Origin of the sequence: Streptomyces mesophilus, assembly GCF_011044995.1 — a bacterium.
Lineage (GTDB): Bacteria > Actinomycetota > Actinomycetes > Streptomycetales > Streptomycetaceae > Streptomyces > Streptomyces mesophilus.
This window is the reverse complement of the sequence record NZ_JAAKZW010000016.1, coordinates 40,916-60,935: the sequence shown is the minus strand read 5'-3', so window position 1 is coordinate 60,935 and position 20,020 is coordinate 40,916. Positions and strand designations below refer to the sequence as shown.

19 protein-coding genes are annotated in these 20,020 nt (G+C 71.1%); 10 read left to right on the top strand and 9 right to left on the bottom strand.

The window, feature by feature from the left end; genetic code table 11:
* Positions 1–15: 15 nt before the first annotated feature.
* From G6045_RS07840 to ssuE, 5 genes are read left to right on the top strand one after another with little or no spacing between them, the layout of a single operon-like run.
* Entirely contained in the window at positions 16–996 is a 981-nt protein-coding gene (locus tag G6045_RS07840) for an ABC transporter substrate-binding protein (RefSeq protein ID WP_328707692.1), read from the top strand.
* A gap of 35 nt (positions 997–1,031) precedes the next feature.
* A complete protein-coding gene (locus tag G6045_RS07835) occupies positions 1,032–2,123 on the top strand; it encodes an LLM class flavin-dependent oxidoreductase (RefSeq protein ID WP_165331101.1) in 1,092 nt (363 codons plus the stop codon).
* Positions 2,120–3,493, top strand: a complete 1,374-nt coding sequence (locus tag G6045_RS07830; protein WP_165331100.1) for an NtaA/DmoA family FMN-dependent monooxygenase — start codon at positions 2,120–2,122, stop codon at positions 3,491–3,493. The genes G6045_RS07835 and G6045_RS07830 overlap by 4 nt, the downstream gene beginning before the upstream one ends.
* Positions 3,490–4,581: an LLM class flavin-dependent oxidoreductase gene (locus G6045_RS07825; protein WP_165331099.1), complete on the top strand. Its 1,092-nt coding sequence runs from the start codon at positions 3,490–3,492 to the stop codon at positions 4,579–4,581. The genes G6045_RS07830 and G6045_RS07825 overlap by 4 nt, the downstream gene beginning before the upstream one ends.
* A 21-nt stretch (positions 4,582–4,602) precedes the next feature.
* Positions 4,603–5,160 carry an NADPH-dependent FMN reductase gene (gene ssuE, locus G6045_RS07820; RefSeq protein WP_165331098.1) on the top strand — a complete coding sequence of 186 codons (558 nt, stop codon included), beginning with the start codon at positions 4,603–4,605 and terminating at the stop codon, positions 5,158–5,160.
* A 146-nt stretch (positions 5,161–5,306) separates the two neighbouring features.
* Here the strand turns inward: ssuE and G6045_RS07815 are convergent, their stop codons facing one another.
* The 3 genes from G6045_RS07815 to G6045_RS07805 form a co-directional block, all read right to left on the bottom strand.
* On the bottom strand, positions 5,307–6,602 hold the full coding sequence (locus G6045_RS07815) for an MFS transporter (RefSeq protein WP_165331097.1): 1,296 nt from the start codon (positions 6,600–6,602) through the stop codon (positions 5,307–5,309).
* Positions 6,599–7,135 (bottom strand): ArsR/SmtB family transcription factor, encoded by a 537-nt coding sequence (locus tag G6045_RS07810; protein WP_165331096.1) that lies wholly within the window; start codon positions 7,133–7,135, stop codon positions 6,599–6,601. The genes G6045_RS07815 and G6045_RS07810 overlap by 4 nt, the downstream gene beginning before the upstream one ends.
* A 78-nt stretch (positions 7,136–7,213) precedes the next feature.
* Complete coding sequence (locus G6045_RS07805) at positions 7,214–7,573, bottom strand: ArsR/SmtB family transcription factor (RefSeq protein ID WP_165331095.1); 360 nt, start codon at positions 7,571–7,573, stop codon at positions 7,214–7,216.
* Between the two features lie 122 nt (positions 7,574–7,695).
* On the opposite strand from G6045_RS07805, the gene G6045_RS07800 reads away from it, so the two are divergent.
* Positions 7,696–9,063, top strand: coding sequence for an MFS transporter (locus tag G6045_RS07800; RefSeq protein WP_165331094.1), 1,368 nt, complete (start codon positions 7,696–7,698; stop codon positions 9,061–9,063).
* A 99-nt stretch (positions 9,064–9,162) separates the two neighbouring features.
* On the opposite strand, the gene G6045_RS07795 is transcribed toward G6045_RS07800, so the two are convergent.
* Positions 9,163–9,330 carry a hypothetical protein gene (locus G6045_RS07795; RefSeq protein ID WP_165331093.1) on the bottom strand — a complete coding sequence of 56 codons (168 nt, stop codon included), beginning with the start codon at positions 9,328–9,330 and terminating at the stop codon, positions 9,163–9,165.
* A gap of 187 nt (positions 9,331–9,517) precedes the next feature.
* Between G6045_RS07795 and G6045_RS07790 the strand changes: the two genes are divergently transcribed.
* Complete coding sequence (locus tag G6045_RS07790; protein WP_165331092.1) at positions 9,518–12,313, top strand: NACHT domain-containing protein; 2,796 nt, start codon at positions 9,518–9,520, stop codon at positions 12,311–12,313.
* A gap of 24 nt (positions 12,314–12,337) precedes the next feature.
* On the opposite strand, the gene hydA is transcribed toward G6045_RS07790, so the two are convergent.
* A complete protein-coding gene (gene hydA, locus G6045_RS07785) occupies positions 12,338–13,729 on the bottom strand; it encodes a dihydropyrimidinase (protein ID WP_165331091.1) in 1,392 nt (463 codons plus the stop codon).
* A gap of 208 nt (positions 13,730–13,937) precedes the next feature.
* On the opposite strand from hydA, the gene G6045_RS07780 reads away from it, so the two are divergent.
* Positions 13,938–15,029, top strand: a complete 1,092-nt coding sequence (locus tag G6045_RS07780) for an ANTAR domain-containing protein (RefSeq protein WP_165331090.1) — start codon at positions 13,938–13,940, stop codon at positions 15,027–15,029.
* 148 nt (positions 15,030–15,177) lie between these two features.
* A complete protein-coding gene (locus tag G6045_RS07775) occupies positions 15,178–15,531 on the top strand; it encodes an STAS domain-containing protein (RefSeq protein WP_165331089.1) in 354 nt (117 codons plus the stop codon).
* 3 nt (positions 15,532–15,534) lie between these two features.
* On the opposite strand, the gene G6045_RS07770 is transcribed toward G6045_RS07775, so the two are convergent.
* The 3 genes from G6045_RS07770 to G6045_RS07760 all read right to left on the bottom strand — a co-directional run bounded on the left by G6045_RS07770 (position 15,535) and on the right by G6045_RS07760 (position 18,491).
* Positions 15,535–16,281, bottom strand: a complete 747-nt coding sequence (locus G6045_RS07770) for an HAD family hydrolase (protein ID WP_165331088.1) — start codon at positions 16,279–16,281, stop codon at positions 15,535–15,537.
* A 66-nt stretch (positions 16,282–16,347) separates the two neighbouring features.
* Positions 16,348–17,652 (bottom strand): aspartate aminotransferase family protein, encoded by a 1,305-nt coding sequence (locus G6045_RS07765; RefSeq protein ID WP_165331087.1) that lies wholly within the window; start codon positions 17,650–17,652, stop codon positions 16,348–16,350.
* The gene (locus tag G6045_RS07760) at positions 17,649–18,491 is read right to left on the bottom strand and encodes a nitrilase-related carbon-nitrogen hydrolase (protein ID WP_165331086.1); all 843 of its coding nucleotides are present in this window, start codon (positions 18,489–18,491) and stop codon (positions 17,649–17,651) included. The genes G6045_RS07765 and G6045_RS07760 overlap by 4 nt, the downstream gene beginning before the upstream one ends.
* Here G6045_RS07760 and G6045_RS07755 point away from each other — a divergent pair.
* Entirely contained in the window at positions 18,490–18,651 is a 162-nt protein-coding gene (locus G6045_RS07755) for a hypothetical protein (protein WP_165331085.1), read from the top strand. The genes G6045_RS07760 and G6045_RS07755 overlap by 2 nt on opposite strands.
* Before the next feature lie 40 nt (positions 18,652–18,691).
* Here the strand turns inward: G6045_RS07755 and G6045_RS07750 are convergent, their stop codons facing one another.
* On the bottom strand, positions 18,692–19,978 hold the full coding sequence (locus G6045_RS07750) for a hypothetical protein (protein ID WP_165331084.1): 1,287 nt from the start codon (positions 19,976–19,978) through the stop codon (positions 18,692–18,694).
* Between the last annotated feature and the right edge of the window lie 42 nt (positions 19,979–20,020).

Sequence of the window (20,020 nt, the reverse complement as noted above, 5' to 3'; positions counted from 1 at the left end):
TTGAGGAGCTCACCTGTGTACGCCCCGATCACCCGCCGCAGTGCCGCCGTCCTCGGACTCGCCGCCACCCTCCTCCTCGCCGCGTGCGGCAACCCGAACGAGGAGCGCACCACCGAGGTCGCGGCCACGTCGGGCGCCAAGACGAGAATCAATACGAGTCCCGACCGGAAACGCATCACCACCGCCGAGGTCGACGCGATAGCCGCCCAGGTCCCCGAGAAGATCCGCGAACGCGGCACCCTGGAGATCGTCGGCTCCTCCGGCTCCGCGGCGCCCCTCACGTTCTACGCCACCGACAACAAGACCGTCATCGGAGTGGAACCGGACCTCGCGCATCTGGTCGCCGACGTCCTCGGCCTGGAGCCCCGCATCAACACGGTGTCCTGGGAGAACATCTTCATCGGCCTGGACAGCGCCAAGTACGACGTCGGCTTCAGCAACATCACGGTCACCGAGGAGCGCAAGGAGAAGTACGACTTCGCCACGTACCGCGAGGACAACCTCGGCTTCGGCGCGAAGAAGGGCAGCGGTCTCACGGTGGACGGGCCCGAGGACGTGGCGGGCCTCAAGGTCGCCGTGTCCAGCGGCACCAACCAGGAGAAGCTCCTGGTCGAGTGGAGCAAGGACAACGAGCAGGCCGGCCGTGAGCCGGTGGACATCAAGTACTACCAGAGCGAGAGCGACACCTATCTCGCCCTCCAGTCCGGCCGGATCGACCTCTACCTCGGCCCCCACCCCACCGCCGCCTACCACGCGGCCACCAGCGGAAAGACCGAGGTCGTCGGCACGTACTCCGGCGCGGGCGCCACGCTGCAGGGCCTCATCGCGGCCACCACCAAGAAGGACAGCGGTCTGGCCGAGCCGCTCGCCGCGGCCCTCGACCACGTGATCGAGAACGGCACTTACGCCAAGGTCCTTCAGCGCTGGGGACTTTCCGACGAGCTCGTACGGACCTCCGAGGTCAATCCGCCCGGGCTGCCCAGGACCAACAAGTAGCCACCGCCCCGCAGCGACCCACAGGACCGGATGCCATGCCCCGAGAACTCCATCTCTCCGTCGAACTCGGCGGGAGCCCGTCCGCCGGACTCCGCGGGAACGACCCCGCCGAGTCCCTCACCGCCCCGTACTGGGCCGCGCTCACCGGCCTCGCCGAGCAGGGCGCCCTCGACTTCGTCACCCTCGGCGACTCGTTCGCCCCATCGCCCGACGACCACGTCGGGCGGCTCGACCCGGTCGCGGTACTCGCCCGCGTCGCGCCCACGAGCCGCAGTATCGGCCTGGTCCCGACCGTCACCACCACGCACACCGAGCCCTTCCACACCTCCACCGCCCTGGCCACCCTCGACTTCGTCAGCGAAGGCCGCGCCGGGTGGCTGGTCGACGTGGCGGGCACCGCGGCCGAAGCCCGCGCGGCCGGCCGGCGGCGTGCCGCGCCCGCGGCCGACCTGTGGGCGGAGGCGGCCGACGCCGCCGAGGTCGCCGCCCGGCTGTGGGACAGCTGGGAGGACGACGCGGAGATACGGGACGCCGCCACCGGGCGCTTCGTGGACCGCGCCCGTCTGCACTACGTCGACTTCGAAGGCCCGCACTTCTCTGTACGCGGTCCGTCCATCGTCCCCCGCCCGCCCCAGGGCCGCCCGCCCGTCGTCGTCGCGCTCGCCGCGCACGATCCGTACGGGCGAAGGGAGTTGGCGGCGCGGCACGCCGATGTGGTCCTCCTGGAGGCGGCCGACATCGGCGCGGCCCGGCTCGCGCGCGAGACGCTCCTGGACCGGGTGGCCGAGGCAGGGCGCGATCCCCAGGACATACGGGTGCTCCTGCGCGTCTCCGTCGACCTCTGCGCCGGCGCCCTGGCGGCCGCCGAGCCGGCCGTCGGGCCCCGCTTCACCGGCGCCGCCACGGCGCTCGCCCCGCTGCTCGCCGAGTGGCACACGGCGACCGGCGTGGACGGTTTCCATCTCGTGCCCTCCACGGTCGGTACCGAACTGCCGCTCCTGGTGCACGGCCTCGTCCCCCGGCTGCGCGAAGCCGGGCTGTTCCGGGCCGGCTACACCGGGCGCACCCTGCGCGACCACCTCGGCCTGACCCGGCCGGCGAACCGCTACGTGGAGGCCGTCCGATGACCACCGACCGAACGGGCAAGCCACGCAGGCAGGTTCATCTCCCCGACCGGACAGCCGCTCCGCGCAGACAGGTTCATCTCGCCGCGCACTTCCCCGGCGTCAACAACACCACCGTGTGGACGGACCCCGACTCGGGCAGCCAGATCGACTTCTCCTCGTTCCGGCATCTCGCCCGCACGGCGGAGCGCGGCAAGTTCGACTTCCTCTTCCTGGCGGAAGGGCTGCGGCTGCGGGAACGAAAGGGGCTGATCCACGACCTGGACGTCGTCGGCCGCCCCGACTCCCTGACCGTCCTGAACGCGGTGGCCGCGGTGACCGAGCGCCTGGGCCTGGCCGCGACCGTGAACGCGACCTTCAACGAACCGTACGAACTCGCCCGCCGCTTCTCCTCGTTGGACCACCTCTCGGGCGGGCGCGCGGCATGGAACGTGGTCACCACCTCGGACGCCTTCACCGGCGAGAACTTCCGTCGCGGCGGCTACCTCGACCGCGCCGACCGCTACCGCCGCGCCGAAGAGTTCGTCGAGGTGGCCCGCGCCCTCTGGGACGCCTGGCCCCCGGACCGCGCCCCGCGGACCGTGCGGCACAGCGGGGCGCAGTTCGACCTCGCCGCGCGCCCCGCTCTGCCGCACTCGCCGCAACGGCACCCCGTCCTGATCCAAGCCGGGGACTCCGACGAGGGACGCGAGTTCGCCGCCCGCGGCGCCGACGTCGTCTTCAGCCGCCACGGAAGCCTCGAGGCGGGCCGCGCGTTCCACACCGACGTCAAACGGCGCCTGGCCCGCTACGGTCGCCGGCCCGAGGACCTGTTGATCCTGCCGGCGGCCACGTTCGTGCTCGGCGACACGGACGCCGAGGCACAGGAGCACGCCGCGTTGATCCGGCGTCAGCAGGTGAGCCCGGCGACCGCGCTCGCGTTCCTGGAGAACGTCTGGGGCCGCGACCTGTCCGGATACGACCCGGACGGTCCGCTGCCCGACGTCGACCCGGTGCCGGACAGCGAGCTGGTGCAGGGCTGGGCGCACGCGGGCGACCGCTTCGGCATCGCGGCGCGCTGGCGGGCCCATGCCGAGGAAAAGCATCTGTCCATACGGGAGTTGGCCATCGAGCAGACCGCCCGGCAGTCCTTCGTCGGCACCCCGGAGTCCGTGGCCGCGGCCATCGACGCCCACGTACAGGCCGAGGCCGCGGACGGCTTCATCCTCGTGCCGCACCTGACGCCGGGCGGGCTGGACGCGTTCGTCGACCGGGTCGTACCGCTGCTCCAGGAGCGCGGCGTGTTCCGCGCCGACTACGCGGGCACCACCCTGCGCGACCATCTGGGCCTGGCCCGCCCCGGCTCCGTACGAGAGGAAGGGGCCGCGTCATGAAGTTCCTGGCCATCACCCTGATCGTGCACACCCCGCACCCGGCGACGGGGGTGGTGCAATCCACGACCGAGCGCTTCCGTGAAGTCCTCGACAACGCCGTGCTCGCCGAGGAGTTGGGCTTCGACGGCTTCGGGGTCGGGGAGCGGCACGAGTGGCCGTTCCTGTCCTCCGCTCCCCCGGTCGTCCTCAGCCATATCGCCGCGCTCACGTCCCGTATCCGACTGTTCACGGCCGTCACCACGCTCAGCCTGCTCGACCCGGTGCGCGCCTACGAGGACTACGCGACCTTGGACCATCTGTCCGGCGGCCGCCTCGAGTTGATCATCGGGAAGGGCAACGGTGCGGCCCAGCGCGAGCTGTTCCGGGTGACGCCCGAGGACCAGTGGGCCCGCAACGCGGAGAGCTACGAGGTGTTCCGGCGCATCTGGCGCGAGGACAAGGTGAGCGCCGTGACGCGCTTCCGGCCCGGCCTGAAGGACGCCGAGGTGTGGCCCCGGCCGCTGCAGCGTCCGGTCCGCGTCTGGCACGGCAGCGCGACGAGCAAGGAGTCCGTGGAGCTCGCCGCCCGCTACGGGGACCCCTTGTTCTCGGCGAACGTCACCCACCCCATCGAGCCGTACGCGGAGTTGATCCGCCACTACCGCGAGCGCTGGCGGCACTACGGCCACGACCCGGCCCGGATCACGGTCGGCGCCGGGACCGCGGGCGTGTATGTCGCGCGTACGTCGCAGGAGGCGGTGGCCGCGTACCGCCCCGTGTTCGAGGGGAATCTCGCGCTCCAGAAGAGCCTCGGTCTGGAACCGGTCTTCACCACCCTCGACGACTTCGTCGAGCGCAGTTCGGCACTCGTCGGCAGCCCCCAGCAGGTCATCGACAAAGTGCACCGCTACCACGAGCAGTTCGGGCACACGGTGCTGCATCTGCACGCGGACGCGGGCGGGTTGACGCGGACGCGGCACCACGACTCGCTCACCCTGTTCCAGTCCGAGGTCGCCCCGGTGCTACGGCGTGACATCCCCGACCCGCCGTTCCCGTGGGGCCCAGTGCTCCACGCCCCCGCTCCCGCCGCCACTCCCCTGGCGCGCTGACCCACCGAGAAAGGTCCTGCCATGGCCACCATCCTGTCCGTCTCCGGAAGCCCTTCCGCCACCTCCCGTACCGCCCGGCTCCTGCGCCACCTGGACGAACGGCTCGCTTCGCAGGGACACGAGGTGATTCCCCTGGACGTGCGCACCCTCCCGCCCGAGGCCCTGCTGCACGCCGACTTCGCGCACCCTGCGATCGTCGAGGCCACGGCCCTGTTCGGGCGGGCCGACGGCGTGGTGATCGGCACCCCCGTCTACAAGGCCGCCTACTCCGGCCTCCTGAAGTCCCTCCTCGACCTGCTCCCCCAGTACGCCCTCAAGGACAAGACGGTGCTGCCGCTCGCCACCGGCGGCACCACCTCCCACGTCCTCGCCATCGACTACGCCCTGCGCCCGGTCCTGGCCTCCATGGGTCCCGCGCACATCACCCCCGGCTGGTTCGTCCTCGACCGGCACATCGAACTCCGGCCGGACGGCGGCGTCATCGTGGAGCAGGCGCCACGTGAGGCCCTCGAACAGGTCACCGACCAGTTCTCGCGCGCACTCGGCGGCCGCACGACGGTGCTTGCGGCCACGGGGTGAGCGGTTCGGACCGGGACCACCGCATCAGGGCACCCTGAGACACCCCCGAGAGCCCCCAGCCTTCCCGGCATGTGTCAGTTTCCTTGGACAGGTGCCGGGTGCGGCGGCGAACGCAGGAGAGTCCGCAGGCGAGCGAAGCACCCGCGTCACACCACGTCGGGTGCGCTCTCCTGGGCGGGCCCCTTGGACGCCGAGTGATCCCGATCGTCGGCCGGAGCGGCGGCACGCAGGGCCGCTTCGACGCGGCGGTTGCCGGTCATGGAAGCCGTGATGGCCGTCATCGCCAGGAGGAGGCCTCCGGCGGCGTACAGCGGAGTGCGTACGCCGTAGGCGGTGGCCAGCCAGCCGCCGAGAAAAGCGCCGAACGGGGCGGCGCACATGGCCAGCATGCGGGAGGTGGAGGTGACCCGGCCCATCAAGTGGGCGGGGACGATCGCCTGGCGCAGGGAGGGGCCGAGCACCATCGTGGCGCCCATTCCGGCCCCGCAGACGGCGAGCGCGAAACCGGCCGCGTACGGGTTCGGGGCAGCGGCCAGACCCAGGATGGCGAGCCCTTCGACCGCGGCCGTGCAGGTCATCGCGGTGCCGGTGCCCAGCCGGCGGCCGAGGAAGGAGGCGATGCCCGCACCGAGCAGGCCGCCGGTGGCCTCCGCCGTGAGGAGCAGACCGAAACCGTAGGTGTCGATGCCGAGCCGTTCGTGCGCGAAGAGGGCGAGGACCGTCTCCACGGCGAGGAAGGCGATGTTCCCGACCGCCGGGCGGAGCGCGAGCCCCAGCAGCAGCCGGTCACGGAAGACGTACGCGGCGCCGGCCCGCGCCTGCCGGAGCAGCGATGCGCGGACCTCCGGCACGGGCCGGGGCATCGCGGGAAGCGACCGTACGAGCACGGCCGAGACCAGGAACGACACGGCGTCGGCGAGCAGCGGAACGGCCCGCCCGAGCGCGAGCAGCGCACTGCCCGCGGGCGGCCCGGCGAAGCCGGACATGGCGGTCTGGGCGCCGCGCAGGCGGGAGTTGGCGCGTTCCAGGAGTGCGGGGTCGCGGCTCAGCAGATCCGGCAGATACGCCGTGGCGGCCGTGTCGAAGAAGAGCCCGCCGAGGCCGAGCAGGAAGGCGACGGCCGCGAGCAGCGGAATGCTCAGCATGTCGAGCACGGCCGCCGCCGCGGGTATCGCCAGCAGTGCCGCACGCGCCATGTCCGAGACCCACATCGTGCGCCGCCGGTCCCAGCGGTCCACCAGCGCGCCGCCCAGCACCCCGAAGAGCAGCCATGGCAGCGTCCCCGCGGCCGTGACCACCGCGAGCGCCATCGGATCCCGCGTCAGCGACAACGCGAGCAGCGGCAGCGCGGCATGCGACACCCCGTCGCCGAGCGAGGAGATCGTCTGCGCGCTCCACAGCCGTCCGAACCCGGCCGGCAACTTCCGTACGCCCGAAGTCACTTGGCGCCCTCCGCCTGCTGACGCGGCGCCGGGCGGAACAGCGCGAAGACGAGTGACGCGTCCGGCAGCGACGGATCGGACAGCTCCCGGTACTCGTCCGCCAGCGCCTGCAACCGCGCGCCCAGCTGGGCGAACTGCTCGTCGGTGAGCCGCAGATGCGCCATCCGCACCTGCCGCTCGCCGTCGGCCGGCGACGCCTCCAGATCCGCCACCGCGTGCCGCATCAGCACATCCGGCCCTCCCTCGCCCGGGTCCGGCAGCTCGATCGAGCGCGCGGCCATCGCGTAATACCGCTCGGTGACCCCCCGCACCTTCCGCGTCCGCACCACCTTCACCAGGCCGGCCCGCTCGAGGAGCCGCACGTGATAGCTGGAACTCCCCTTCGCGAGGCCCACCCGCTCGGCGATCTGTGTGATCGTCGCCGGCTCGAAGCGGAGCACGGCCATGATCCGATGACGCGTCAGATTGGAGACGGCGCGCAGCTGTTCGTCCGTGGTGACGTGAAAGGTCTCGGGGAGATCGTCGGCAGGCATGCGCGCAATGGTCAAGGGTTCTTGACCATTGCGCAAGAGGTTTCCCCCAGAGTTCCGTACGGCCTGCCGGAACCGGGCTCAGTCGTGCGGGGCCGCCCCGCTCACCCGGTGGTCGGCGTGGCTCAGGGCTTCGAGGACGAGACGGCGCAGATGACCGTCGCGCAGGCTGTAGTGGATGTGCCGCCCCTCGCGCCGGGTGTCGACCAGGCCCGCGAGGCGCAGCTTCGCCAGATGCTGGCTGACCGCCGTACGGGACGCGGCGCAGCGCTCGGCGAGCGATCCGACGTCCGACTCGCCTTGGGCGAGCAGCCACAGCAGGTGCAGCCGGGTCGCGTCCGCGAGCATCGCGAAGACCGCGGTCGCCTCCGCGAGACGCGCGCTGTCCGGAGTCCGCAGATGCGTATCGGGCGCAGGTGAATGGGGCTCGCGAGCAGGCATGACGACAGGGTAGAGCGCGGTGCGCCCGGAGCATGGAAGGCCTCGCCTGCATATGTGCGTACCTGCGCACGTGTGCATACACTTATGGAGTCGGCCGCACGTCACGCCCGGGAGACCACGCCATGCTGTCCGTCCTGCGCAACCGCCCCTACCGGCAGTTGTTCACCGCCCAGGTCATCGCCCTGGCCGGCACCGGCCTGGCGACGGTCGCGCTCGCGCTCCTCGCGTACGACATCGCGGGCCCCGCCGCCGGCTCGGTGCTCGGCACGGCGCTGGCGATCAAGATGGTGGCGTACGTGGCCATCGCGCCCGTCGTCGGTGCGGTGGCCGACCGGATACCCCGGCGGGCCCTGATGGCGGGCGCCGATCTGACCCGGGCGGGCGTCGCGCTGTTCCTGCCGTTCGTGACCCAGGTCTGGCAGGTGTACGTCCTGGTCTTCCTGCTGCAGGCCGCGTCCGCCGCGTTCACCCCGACGTTCCAGGCCGTCATCCCCGACGTACTGCCGAAGGAGCGCGACTACACCCAGGCCCTTTCGATGTCCCGGCTCGCCTACGACCTGGAGAGTCTGTTCAGTCCGGCGCTCGCCGCCGTCCTGCTCTCCGTGATCACGTACAACTGGCTGTTCCTCGGCACGATGCTCGGCTTCGCCGCCTCGGCGGTGCTGGTGGTCTCGGCCGTACTGCCCGCCGCACGCCCTGCCACCGAAGCCCCCGGCGGCCGGCGGCTGTACGCCAAGGCGACGGAAGGCAGCCGGCTCTTCTTCCGCAAGCCCGAACTGCGCTCGCTGCTCGCCATGGACGTCGCGGTCGCCGCCGCGGGCGCGCTCGTGACCGTCAACTCGATCGTGTACGTACGGGACTTCCTCGGACTGTCCGCGGACACCCTGGCGCTTGCGCTCGGGGCGTACGGGGGCGGGTCGATGAGCGTCGCGCTGGTGCTGCCGCGGGTTCTGGAGCGACGCTCGGACCGTGCCGTGATGCTCGGCGGTGTGCTTCTGCTGCCGGTGGCGTTCCTCGTCGCCGGAGTCATCACCGCGGCACCGGACGGGAGTTGGCGGTGGCCCGCGCTCCTGGCCACCTGGGCCCTGTTCGGTGCGGCCGGTTCGATGGTGCTCACCCCGGCAGGGCGGCTCATCCGGCGGGCGGCGCCCGACAAGGAACGTACCGCCGCGTTCGCCGCGCAGTTCTCCCTCTCACACAGCGCCTGGCTGCTCACCTATCCGCTGGCCGGCTGGGTGGGCGCGAGTGCGGGGCTGCGGAGCGCGGTGATCGTGTTGGGCGGTATCGCCCTCGGTGCGGCGCTGCTCGCCGTACACCTGTGGCCCGCCCCTGCCGCTGCCGAAACGCCGATCCGCGGCCATGTCCACGAGCACGAACACTTCGCCCTGCGCCCCGGCCACCCGCACCTCGCCGGCGCCCGGCGGACCAAGAACGCCTGGCGGCACAGCCACCACCACTTCGCCGACGAACTGCACGCCGTCCATGGGTGACTTGGGCACCGGGCGGGCTCGCGTCCCTCAGTAGAACTCCGCACGCCGTTGTGCCGGTTGTTGTACCGTCGGCGCGTAGCGGCAGTACGCACGTGGCATTCACCTGCGTCCACGAATCGCACGGATCACCTCGGCAACGGCCCGGAGCAGCTTGGCCCGATCCGATGAGGCGGTGTCCTTGACAACCAGGAAGACCATCGCGACCGCAGCCGTGGCCGAGACCACGATGTTGGCGATCAGCATCAGAACCCACACGTTGATGTCCATGGCGTTGCCGCTTCCTTCGTCTGCACGGCCGCCCCTGCGGCGGCTCAGAAGCGATTCCACGAGCTCACACCTGCGCAGTGAAGCTTTGCCGGATCCAGCGGGGTGGATCGAAAGAAGCCGAGGTCACCACGGTCCTTCCGACGTCCGCTAGCGGATTCGATGGATCGGGGGAGGCAGGCGTGAACCGGTGACCGCGACGACAGGCCTGAGCCCTGGGCGGCAGTTGCTGCGCGACGCGCTCAGAGAGCTGGAAAGCCAGGCCCTCCTGGGCCGGGATCGTACGGATGCGATAGCCGAGGCGAACCGCAGGCTTCGGTCAGCCGGGCATGGCGAGCCGCTGGGCCCGACCAGGGTGGGCGGCTGGTTCGAGAAGGGCAGCCCGGCGAAGGATTTCGAACTCCTGTGGGTGCTTGTGCAGGTGCTGCTCGAATGGGGCGGGCTACAGCCGCCGGGCGCTCTCGCCGGGAGAGCGCGACCAGAAGCCGCAGCCAAGTGGACCCACGCCAAGGAGCTGTGGAAAAGCCGTTGGGAGTCCGCCAGGAAGGCCGCCAGGAATGTGCCGGAGGGTAAGTCGCGGCCGGCTCTGACTCCCACGCTGGACGGATACCTCCGCACCGTGCGGGTCGCGAGCCGACAGCATCCGTATCCTGGGGCGTCGGTCGATCGCCGCCTGCCCGCCTTGTCCGATGTCTACGTCCGCCAGCGAGCATTTCGTGCAGCGGCCGACGACGAGGACCAGCCCCGCGCCGACGGCCCGACGGGGAACACGGCCGACAGTCCGACGGCGACCGCCACCGATCGTGTCGTGTCCGCTGAAGCCGTCTTCCGTACCGGAAAAGGAATTTCGGTTCTGGTGGGCGATCCCGGCTGCGGGAAGACCACACTTCTGCGCGCCTACCTGACCGCTGCCGCCACCTCCTGGCTCGACCTCAGGCGGGGCGGGGGAGTCCCGGTCATGATTCGCGCGCATTCGTTGACAGCCGGCGATCCCATGCCGGTTGCCCTCGCCAGGGCCGCCAACGCGGATCTGGCGCCGTTCGGTCTGCTCGATGAGCTGACGTCCGCGTTCTTCCGGGAGGTTCCCCATGAACAGACGCCCTGGCTCGTACTCGTGGACGGCCTCGATGAGATTTCCGACGCAGGCACCCGGCAGCGCGTCATCACCATGCTGGACGGAGTCGTCCGCGGCAATCCGCACGCCTACCGGTTCGTCGTAGCCACCCGTTCGCTGCCCGAGCACGAGGTGTACGGGATCGGCACCCACGTGCCGCGCTTCGAACTGCTGCCCTTCTCCGCGCATGATCTGCTCACTTACGCCGAGAAATGGTTCCGCCACCTCGAGGATGCCGCCAGGCATGCTCGGCTCTTCGTAGCCGGGCTTTCGAGTACGCGTCTGGAGGGCCTGGCCTGCACTCCCCTCATGGCGTCGATGCTCTGCCAGCTGTACGAAGCCGACCCTGCGCGCCCCCTGCCCGAGGGCCGCACCGGTGCCTACCGGTCATTCGCAGAGCTGATCTACGAGAAGAACACTCATAAGCAGATCAAGCGGACCCACGACGAGGCGATCCGCCAACTGCGCAGTCACCACCAGGTCCCCAGGGACGACCGGACAGCCGAGGAGGCTGCCGAGCTGGTGCGCGGCAATCTTCCCGAGCTGATCGACAACCTGGCGTTCGAGTGGATCGAAGGGAACGACGGCACCGCCACCGATGTGCTCGCCACCCACTTCCATGTCAGGCGCCCCGCCAAGGTGAGCGAGCAACTGTGGAACGAATTCCTCAGTGATCTGCTGCGGCCCACCGGTCTGCTCACCCAGCGCGGCGACGACTTCGGCTTTCTCCATCAGACCCTCATGGAGTATCACGCCGCGCGACACGCCACTCGCAGCAAGGAGAGCCGGGAACAAGTCCTGCGCAGATTCCAGTCGGACAGCAACCAGCTGCTCTCGACGGATGCCTCGTACCTCGGGTTCCTCCTGGACGGGCTGCTCATGCCCCAGGACCGCATCGCGGCAGCGACCACGGAACTTCTCCGGGACGGTCTGCCCACGGGGCTCCGTCGCCTCGGCTTTCTGCGGCAGCAGTTACGGCTCAGAACCAGCCTCCCGCCCGATCTCATCGCCGCTCAGTTGATCAGCGTGGCCGAGGACAGGGGCAGTGGCACAGAGCGGCTGGAGGCCGTCGGCCTTCTGCTGGGGATGACCGAGCACCACGACAAGGCCATCGACGTGCTGATCCGTCTGTGCCGGCCGGACGCCAATCTGAGCGCCACCTACCGCCTGGCCGCCTCTGCGCTGCTGGCCGCGGAGAAGGGCAGCTGGGAGCAGACGCTCCAACTGGCGGCACGCCTCGCCCTGGAGAAGAGAAGCCCGTGGAGCGAGGACCCGCTGCTTGGCGCGGTCCGCGTTCTGGCGGCCATGGAATGGGGCAGAGACGCGGCGGCCGGGCTGGCGGTTCCTCTGGTGCGTGACACCACCGTGCGGGACAGCGACCGGTTCAGGGTGGTCATGTCCCTGGCCGGGGTGGCGGGTCCGTTCGAAGAGACGGCGAGTCTGCTGCGGCATCTCGCACTCGACGGCACGGTGGGCGCAGCCGTCCGCCTCGACGCGGCCGCGGCGCTGGCCCGGGAGAACGGCCGGGCAAAGGAGGCGGCCACGCTGATGGTCCAGCTGGCCGAGAGCCCGACGGTCAAGGCCGCGTACCGGCTGCGTGCCGCTGGAGCTCTCGCACAGGTCGACGGCTACCGGGGGGCAGCACCACTGGCAGGTCACCAGGAACAGGGTGCCGCCCTGCTGGCACGCCTCGCGCAGGACGACACACTGGACGCGACCTATCGGCCCCGTGCCGCCGTCGCCCTCAGCAGAGTGCAAGGACACCGGGTCCGGGGGGCCTTGCTGCTGAAGCGCCTTGCCGATGACGGATCGCTCAGCCCGTTCGTCCGGATGCACGCGCGAGCGGCGTTCACCCGGCTGATGGACCAGTAGGGCAACGGCACCGCGGCCCAGCCCTCAGCCCAGGTACTGACTGGTCCCCCGCGCCAGATACGCCCCATGCCCGGCCCGCCCCACGAACTCGTGCTGGTCGATGACCAGTTCACCCCGCGACAGGACCGTCTCCACCCGCCCCGTGACCCGCTTTCCCTCGTACGCCGAATAGTCCACGTTCATGTGATGCGTCTCGGCGGACATCACCTGCTCGGCCGCCGGGTCGTAGATCACCATGTCCGCGTCCGCGCCCGGCGCGATCGTGCCCTTCTTGCCGTACAGGCCGAACATCCGCGCCGGCGCGGCACAGGCGATGTCGATCCAGCGACGCCGCGAGATATGCCCGTCGAGGACCGCCTGGTGCAGCAGATCCATCCGGTTCTCCACCCCGGGCAGGCCGTTCGGGATCTTCGAGAAGTCGCCGCGGCCCAGCTCCTTCTGGCCCACGAAGCAGAACGGGCAGTGGTCCGTCGACACCACCTGAAGGTCGTTCGTCCGCAGCCCCCGCCACAGCGCCGCCTGATGCTCCTCGGGCCGCAAGGGAGTTGAGCAGACGTACTTCGCCCCCTCGAAGTCCGGCTCCGCGAGATTGTCCGTCGACAGGAACAGGTACTGCGGACAGGTCTCCCCGAACACGGGCAGCCCCTCGTCCCGCGCCCGCGCCAGTTCCGCGACCGCCTCCTGCGCCGACACATGCACCACGTACACCGGTGCCCCGGCCACCTGCGCCAGCTTGATCACCCGGTGCGTCGCCTCGGCCTCGAGAAGCGCCTTGCGGACCTCGCCGTGATACCGCGGGTCCGTCTCCCCGCGCTGCAGGGCCTGTTCGACGAGGACATCGATGGCCAGACCGTTCTCGGCATGCATCATGATCATGCCGCCGTTGGACGCGGCCCGCTGCATCGCCCGCAGAATCTGCCCGTCGTCGCTGAAGAAGACTCCGGGGTACGCCGTGAACAGCTTGAAACTGGTCAGGCCTTCGGCGACCAGCCAGTCCATCTCCTTCAGGGACCGCTCGTTGACGTCCGACATGATCATGTGGAAGCCGTAGTCGATCGCGCACTGACCGTCCGCCTTCGCGTGCCAGGCGTCCAGGCCCTCGCGCAGCGAACGGCCCACCGTCTGGACCGCGAAGTCGATGATCGTGGTCGTACCGCCCCACGCGGCCGCCCGCGTCCCCGTCTCGAAGGTGTCCGAGGCGAACGTGCCGCCGAACGGCAACTCCATGTGCGTATGGGCGTCCACGCCACCCGGGATCACATACTTGCCGGTCGCGTCGATCGTCCGCTCCGCGGTCCACGTCTGCGTACCCGGCACGGCGAGCGCCGCGATGCGCCCGCCCTCGATCAGGACATCCGCATGGATCTCCTCGGCGGCCGTGATGACGAGCCCACCTGTGACCTGTGTACGAGTCATGTGTCAGAACTCCCCTTCGATTCGAGTGCCGCGCCCTCGCCTCTCGGGATGCGGCAACCGGTGTCCCGCCGACCGCCCTGTCGCCCCATCGCTGATCCCCTGACCTTCTCTCCCCGATGCGCCTCTGCCAAGAGGGCCCGCCGACCGACGGTGCACGCGCACCGCCCGCGCACGGCGTCGGGGCGATCCGCTGCGCCGCCCGGGGCTGTTGTGCGAGGCGTGCGTCGACCTCCTCGCGGTCAGCGGCGCTTCGGTCTCGCTGGCCGGCGGGGCGGAAGGCGCCCGGGCGACCTGGTGGTCGAGCGATCCGGTCGCGGCCAGGCCGGCCGAGGCCCAGTACAGCTTGGGTGACGGCCCCTGCCGGCAGGCCACGGCGCTGATCGCACCGGTCCTGGCCGGCGATCTCAGCACGGAGCCCGACGCCCGCCGCTGGCCCGTTTTCGCCGGGCAGGCGGTCTCGCTCGGTGTGCACGCCGTGTTCTCCCTGCCGTTGGGCTCGGGGGCTTCGGTGTTCGGCGCCCTCGATCTCTACCGCGCGGCGCCGGGCGCGCTCAGCGCCCGCGATCTGCGGCTGGCCCTGGTCGCGGCGGACTCGATCGCCATGGCTCTCCTGGAGGTCCCGTCGGGCTCCGACAGCGAGAACGGCGTGGCGTCCTGGGTGCGCGTCGCCGAAGCGGATCACACCGAGGTGAATCAGGCGACCGGCATGATCATGATGTACCTCGACCTCGACCCGCCGCAGGCCCTGGCCCGGCTGCGCGCCCACGCCTTCGCCCAGGACCAGACACTGACCGAAGCCGCCCGCGACGGTGGCACCGTGGCGGCGCCCGACCTGGAGGGCGAGGCCGAGCGCTGGCCGGACTTCACCCGGGCCGCGATCGCCGCCGGATTCCACGGTGCTTACGGCATCCCGATGCGCGTCAACGGCCAGACCGTCGGCGCGGTGGGCCTGTTCGTACGGACCGGACGGCCCCGGCTGCCCGAGGCCGAACTGCGGCTGGCCCAGGCCCTCGCGGCCGTCACGGGCGTCTCCGTGGTCCACTGGGACGGCGATCCGACGCGCCCTCATGACGTGCTCACCCGTATCCAGGCGGCCGTGTCCGGCAAGGCCGTCATCGAGACGGCCAAGGGCATGATCGCCGCCTACGGCGGGATCGGCATGGACGAAGCGGCCCAGGCGCTGCTCGCCTACAGCTCACGCAGCGGCAAGCGCCCCGGCGACATCGCCCACGCTCTGATCCAGCGCACCATTGATCCGGCCACGGTGGTGCACACGGCCCGGAGCCCTCGAAAGGGTTGACGCCCGGGGCCGGAGAACCGCCCCGCCCCAAGCGCTGATTCGCGCGACGCGTCCACTCCGCCCGTGCGACACCGCTACGGTGGACAGGTAACGCACAGTCAGGAAGCGGCTGTACTCGGTACTTCGCATCCGCTTCAGGAGTCGAGCTGTGTCCTTGCCCAGCTATCCGCTCGCCGGCCGCCGCGTGATCAAGGTGTACGACGTGATCGACATCGGCACCATGGCGCGCGTCGAAAGCGAACTCTTCCCCCTCATCCGCGACTGCTCCGCTCGGGGTGTGGTGATCGACCTGCACGCACCGCTGCTCACCTCCACGGGCATCGATCTGCTCCTGGCGGCCCGGGACCTCGCCGTACGGCACGGTCTGGCCTGGAGCGTGGTGGCCCGCCGGCCGGCCCCGCACCGGGTGACCGCCATCACCGGCACCACGTACGCCCTGGGGCTGTGCGCGGATCTGAAGGACGCACTGCGCATCGCCACACCGCCCACCGGACGGTGCTGACCCTCAGACCGTTCCGGGCGGCCGGAGTTCGGCGAGGTCCCGGACCACGGTGTCCGCCCCGTGTGCCCGCAAGCCGGCCGCGCGGCCGCCCCGGTCCACCCCGACGACATAGCCGAAGCCCCCGGCCCGTCCTGCTTCCACACCGGCGAGCGCGTCCTCGAAGACCGCTCCCGACCCGGGCTGCGCGCCCAGTTCGCGCGCTGCCTCCAGGAAGGTGTCGGGGTGCGGCTTTCCGGCCAGGGCACGCTCCTGCGCCACCACCCCGTCGATCCGTACGTCGAAGCGGTCCGCGAGGCCGACGGATCGCAGGACCTGCTCGCAGTTGGCGCTGGCGGAGACGATGGCGGTGCGCAGACCGGCCCGGCGGACCGCGTCCAGGTAACGGACCGTTCCTTCGTAGGTCTCGACGCCGCCCTGCTCGATCTTCTTCAGCAGGACGGCGTTCTTGGCGTTCCCCAGACCGTGCACGCTCTCCCGGTCGGGCGGGTCGTCCGGCGCCCCTTCCGGGAGTTCTATGCCGCGCGACGCGAGGAAGGTGCGTACGCCGTCGGCCCGCGGTCGACCGTCCACGTATTCCTCGTAGTCGGCCACCGGGTCGAAGGGGCGGAACGCCTCGCCCGAGCGTCGTCGCAGGAACGCGTCGAAGGTCTCCTTCCAAGCGGCGTTGTGCACCACGGCGGTCCGGGTGACAACGCCGTCGAGATCGAACAGGCAGGCACGGATGTACGCGGGCAGACCCAGTTCTGTCATGGGGACCGACTCCCCACCCGCGCCCGGGCCATGCCCGTTGTCCGTCCGACGGCCACGCCCGCTCGGCTACACAGCTTGCAGGGCACGTTCCAAAATGGCGGCGCCCTCCTCCGCCTCCGCGACCGTCAGGGAGAGCGGCGGTGCGATCCGCAGCACGCTCGTACTGTGGCCGCCTCCCTTGCCGATCAGGAGTCCGCCGGCCCGGGCCGCCTCGAGGACCGCGGTCGCCCGCTCGGGCGAGGGCCGGTCGGTGCCCGGTTCGCACAGTTCGATGCCGAGCATCAGACCGCGGCCGCGCACCTCCCGTACACACGCGACCCCGGCGCACGCCGCCCGCAGCCGCTCCAGGAGCAGACCGCCGACGCGGCGGGCGTTGCCCTGCAGATCGTGTTCCAGGAGGTACGTGAGGTTGGCGAGGCCCGCGGCCATCGTCACCGGGGAGCCGCCGAAGGTGGAGATGGAGTTGGCGTCGAGGCAGTTCATGACCTCGGCGCGGGCGACGACACCGCCGATGGACATGCCGTTGCCGATGCCCTTGGCGAACGTGAGCATGTCCGGCGGACCCGAGGCGGCGTGCGCCTGCCAGCCCCAGAAGTGGTCGCCGGTGCGGCCCCAGCCCGTCTGGACCTCGTCGGAGATCCACAACACCCCGCGGGCGGACAGGACTTCACGGAACGCCGCGTACAGGCCGTCGGGCGGGGAGGTGAAGCCGCCGACGCCCTGGACCGGCTCGGCGATCAGCGCGGCCGGGGGGCGGCCGTGGCCGAGGAGGTCCTCGAGGTCCGCCACGCAGGCGGCCACGAACTCCGCGTCGTCGAGGTGCGCGTACGGACCGCGGGTGCGCACGCCCCCGTGCACGTACAACGTCTGCAACGGGGTGAGCGAGGTCGGTGACCACGCGCGGTTGCCTGTGATCCCGACCGCCGAGAACGAGCGCCCGTGGTAGCTGTTGCGCATCGCGAGGATCGCGTTCGAGTTGCGGTACACCGACGCGAGCAGCAGGGCCGTGTCGTTGGCCTCCGTGCCCGAGGTGGTGAAGAAGACCCGGGCGTCGGGGATTCCGCTCAACGCCGCGACCCGTTCGGCGAGTTCGACCATCGGGCGGTCGAGGTAGAGCGTGGAGGAGTGGATGATGCGGCCCGCCTGTTCGGCGACCGCCTTGGTGACCTCGGGCAGGGCGTGGGCGGTCATCGTGGTGAGGATGCCGCCGAAGAAGTCCAGGTACTTGGTGCCGTCCGCGCCCCACACATGGCGGCCTTCGCCGTGCGTCAGCTCGATCGGCTCGTCGTAGTAGAGGGCGAGCCAGTCGGGCAGCACCCGGCGGTGGCGGCCGTAGAGATCGGCGGAGGAATCGGCGGAAGAAGAGCTCACGGCTGCACCAGCCCTTCGTACGCGTCGGGACGGCGGTCGCGGTAGAACGCCCACTGCGTGCGGACTTCCTCGATCAGGCCGAAGTCCAGGTCCCGTACGACCAGTTCCTCGCTCTTGTCGCTCGCGGTCTCACCGACGAACTGGCCGCGCGGGTCGACGAAGTACGAGGTCCCGTAGAAGTCGTTGTCGCCGTACTCCTCCTGGCCGACCCGGTTGATCGCCGCGATGAAGTACTCGTTGGCGACCGCGGCCGCGGGCTGCTCCAGCTGCCACAGATGCGCGGAGAGGCCGCGCGAGGTCGCCGAGGGATTGTAGACCAACTGGGCGCCGTTCAGGCCCAGTTGGCGCCAGCCTTCGGGAAAGTGCCGGTCGTAGCAGATGTAGACGCCGACCTTGCCGACCGCGGTGTCGAAGACGGGCCAGCCCAAGTTCCCCGGCTTGAAGTAGTACTTCTCCCAGAAGCCCTTCACCTGCGGGATGTGGTGCTTGCGGTACTTGCCGAGATACGTGCCGTCCGCGTCGATCACGGCCGCGGTGTTGAAGTAGAAGCCGGCCTGCTCGACCTCGAAGACGGGGACGACGATCACCATCCCCGTCTCGCGCGCGAGCTCCTGCATCCGGCGCACGGTCGGCCCGTCCGGCACCGGCTCCGCCCAGCGGTAGTGCTCGGCCTCCTGCACCTGGCAGAAGTACGGGGCGTTGAACACCTCTTGGAAACCGATGACCTGCGCGCCTTGGCGCGCGGCCTCCCGGGCGTGCTCCTCATGCTTGGCGATCATGGATTCGGTGTCGCCTGTCCAGGTCGCCTGGACCAGTGCGGCGCGTACGACGGTGGCCATGAGCTGCTCCTTCGACGAGACGCTCGCTGTCGGCCACGGCAGCTCTACGCCCGTAGACGAGGGCCGTGGAGCCATGAACGTACGACCAGCAAAGGTGCGGGGCAAGACCGCCTGCGGCAAGCCCACGGCACTGATCGCGAATTCCTACTCGTACGGGTGAGGCGCACCCCCGACGGCCGGATCCGGCACGCGGACCAGGCCTACGCCCTGTACCCCGCCACCCGCAGCGCATGGGACAGATCGCGCCGGCAGTTGCCCGAGACCGTCTCGGCCGCCTTGAGCAGCGGCGGGATCAGCCGGTCGGGGTCGGCGGCGACGATCCGGGCGGCCTCTTCGGGCGTACGGACCCGCAGGAACGCCTCGAGCAGCACCTCGGCCTGCACCCGGCGCCCTGCGTCCGCCATGACGAGCGCGGCCTCGCCGATCTCGGACGCGGGCCGCCCCACGCCCTGGCGAAGCAGCTTGCCCGAGTCGTCGGACCGGCCCCCCGCGGCCAGCGCGTCGGCGACCGCGACGAGGTCGGCGGGCGGCAGCGAGGCCGCCTCCCACAGCAGCGTCGCCCAGTCGGCGGCGAGCCCGGCGCGGTACAACTCCTCGGCAAGCAACGGCAGTTGCTCCGGTGGTCGGCGCGCCGCCTCGCACAGCAGCACATGCGCCTCGCCCGTACGCCCCGCGCTGCGCAGCGCGATCAGCTGGGCGACGGTGGCCGTGGTGGAGCGGGCCTCGGGTCCCGGCGCGGTCCCGGGCGGCTGGGTCGGCTCGGGGACTTGGGCGTACCGCGCACCCCGCGGTGCGGACGGCGCGGCGGTCGGCGGCATCACGGAGGCGTCGTCCCCGCCGGGCGCGTACCGGGCGCCTCGGCGGGCGAACCGGCCGGCGCCGGAGGCGTCACGGGCCACGTCGTCGGCGGACGCCCCCGCCGCTTGCCGCGGCGCGAAGAAGGGGTCCGCGTCCGGCGGCGCGAGACGGGGTTCAGGCCGCGGCCGCCCCGCCGCCTGCTGGAGCCGCACCCGCAGCTCCGCCGCCCGCGCCGTGGCCCGCTCGTGGTCGTCCTGCGCCCAGGCGAGGTCGAGCCGCAGCCGCTCGGCGTCGAAGGGGGAGGCGGACTGGAGCAACTCCGCCAGTTCCGCCTGCCGTTCGGCCGCGTAGTGCTGCTCCTTGAGCATCTGGTCGAGACGCTCGCCGAGCCGTTCCCTGGCGCCGGGCCGGGTGTCGACGTGGCGCAGGAGACGCTGGTGAAGGGCCCGGGCGTGGGCCAGCTCCTGAGCGGCCGCATCGCGCCCGTAGACCGCCGCCAGATCGTTGAGCAGCGCCTCGACCACATCCCACGGCGGCGCCTCGCGGCCCTGCAGACAGGCCCGCATGCCGTCCGGATCCCGGCGCAGGAACACCCCGCACCAGCCACCGTCCTGGTCGATCCGTCCGACCAGGCCCCTCAGATAGTCCGCGAACTCCCGCGCAGGGTCCGCGTGTTGCCCCGCCGCCATGTCTCCCCCACCTGCGAGCCTGCTCCTGAGCCCCCGTCTGCG

Excerpts from the sequence above, each read along its gene's own strand:
- G6045_RS07770 (WP_165331088.1), bottom strand. The coding sequence starts at position 16,281 with ATGACAGAACTGGGTCTGCCCGCGTACATCCGTGCCTGCCTGTTCGAT.
- G6045_RS07760 (WP_165331086.1), bottom strand. The coding sequence starts at position 18,491 with ATGGCCACCGTCGTACGCGCCGCACTGGTCCAGGCGACCTGGACAGGC.
- G6045_RS07795 (WP_165331093.1), bottom strand. The coding sequence starts at position 9,330 with ATGGACATCAACGTGTGGGTTCTGATGCTGATCGCCAACATCGTGGTC.
- G6045_RS07810 (WP_165331096.1), bottom strand. The coding sequence starts at position 7,135 with ATGCCTGCCGACGATCTCCCCGAGACCTTTCACGTCACCACGGACGAA.
- G6045_RS07755 (WP_165331085.1), top strand. The coding sequence starts at position 18,490 with ATGAGCTGCTCCTTCGACGAGACGCTCGCTGTCGGCCACGGCAGCTCT.
- G6045_RS07825 (WP_165331099.1), top strand. The coding sequence starts at position 3,490 with ATGAAGTTCCTGGCCATCACCCTGATCGTGCACACCCCGCACCCGGCG.
- hydA (WP_165331091.1), bottom strand. The coding sequence starts at position 13,729 with ATGACTCGTACACAGGTCACAGGTGGGCTCGTCATCACGGCCGCCGAG.
- ssuE (WP_165331098.1), top strand. The coding sequence starts at position 4,603 with ATGGCCACCATCCTGTCCGTCTCCGGAAGCCCTTCCGCCACCTCCCGT.
- G6045_RS07805 (WP_165331095.1), bottom strand. The coding sequence starts at position 7,573 with ATGCCTGCTCGCGAGCCCCATTCACCTGCGCCCGATACGCATCTGCGG.
- G6045_RS07835 (WP_165331101.1), top strand. The coding sequence starts at position 1,032 with ATGCCCCGAGAACTCCATCTCTCCGTCGAACTCGGCGGGAGCCCGTCC.
- G6045_RS07750 (WP_165331084.1), bottom strand. The coding sequence starts at position 19,978 with ATGGCGGCGGGGCAACACGCGGACCCTGCGCGGGAGTTCGCGGACTAT.
- G6045_RS07800 (WP_165331094.1), top strand. The coding sequence starts at position 7,696 with ATGCTGTCCGTCCTGCGCAACCGCCCCTACCGGCAGTTGTTCACCGCC.
- G6045_RS07830 (WP_165331100.1), top strand. The coding sequence starts at position 2,120 with ATGACCACCGACCGAACGGGCAAGCCACGCAGGCAGGTTCATCTCCCC.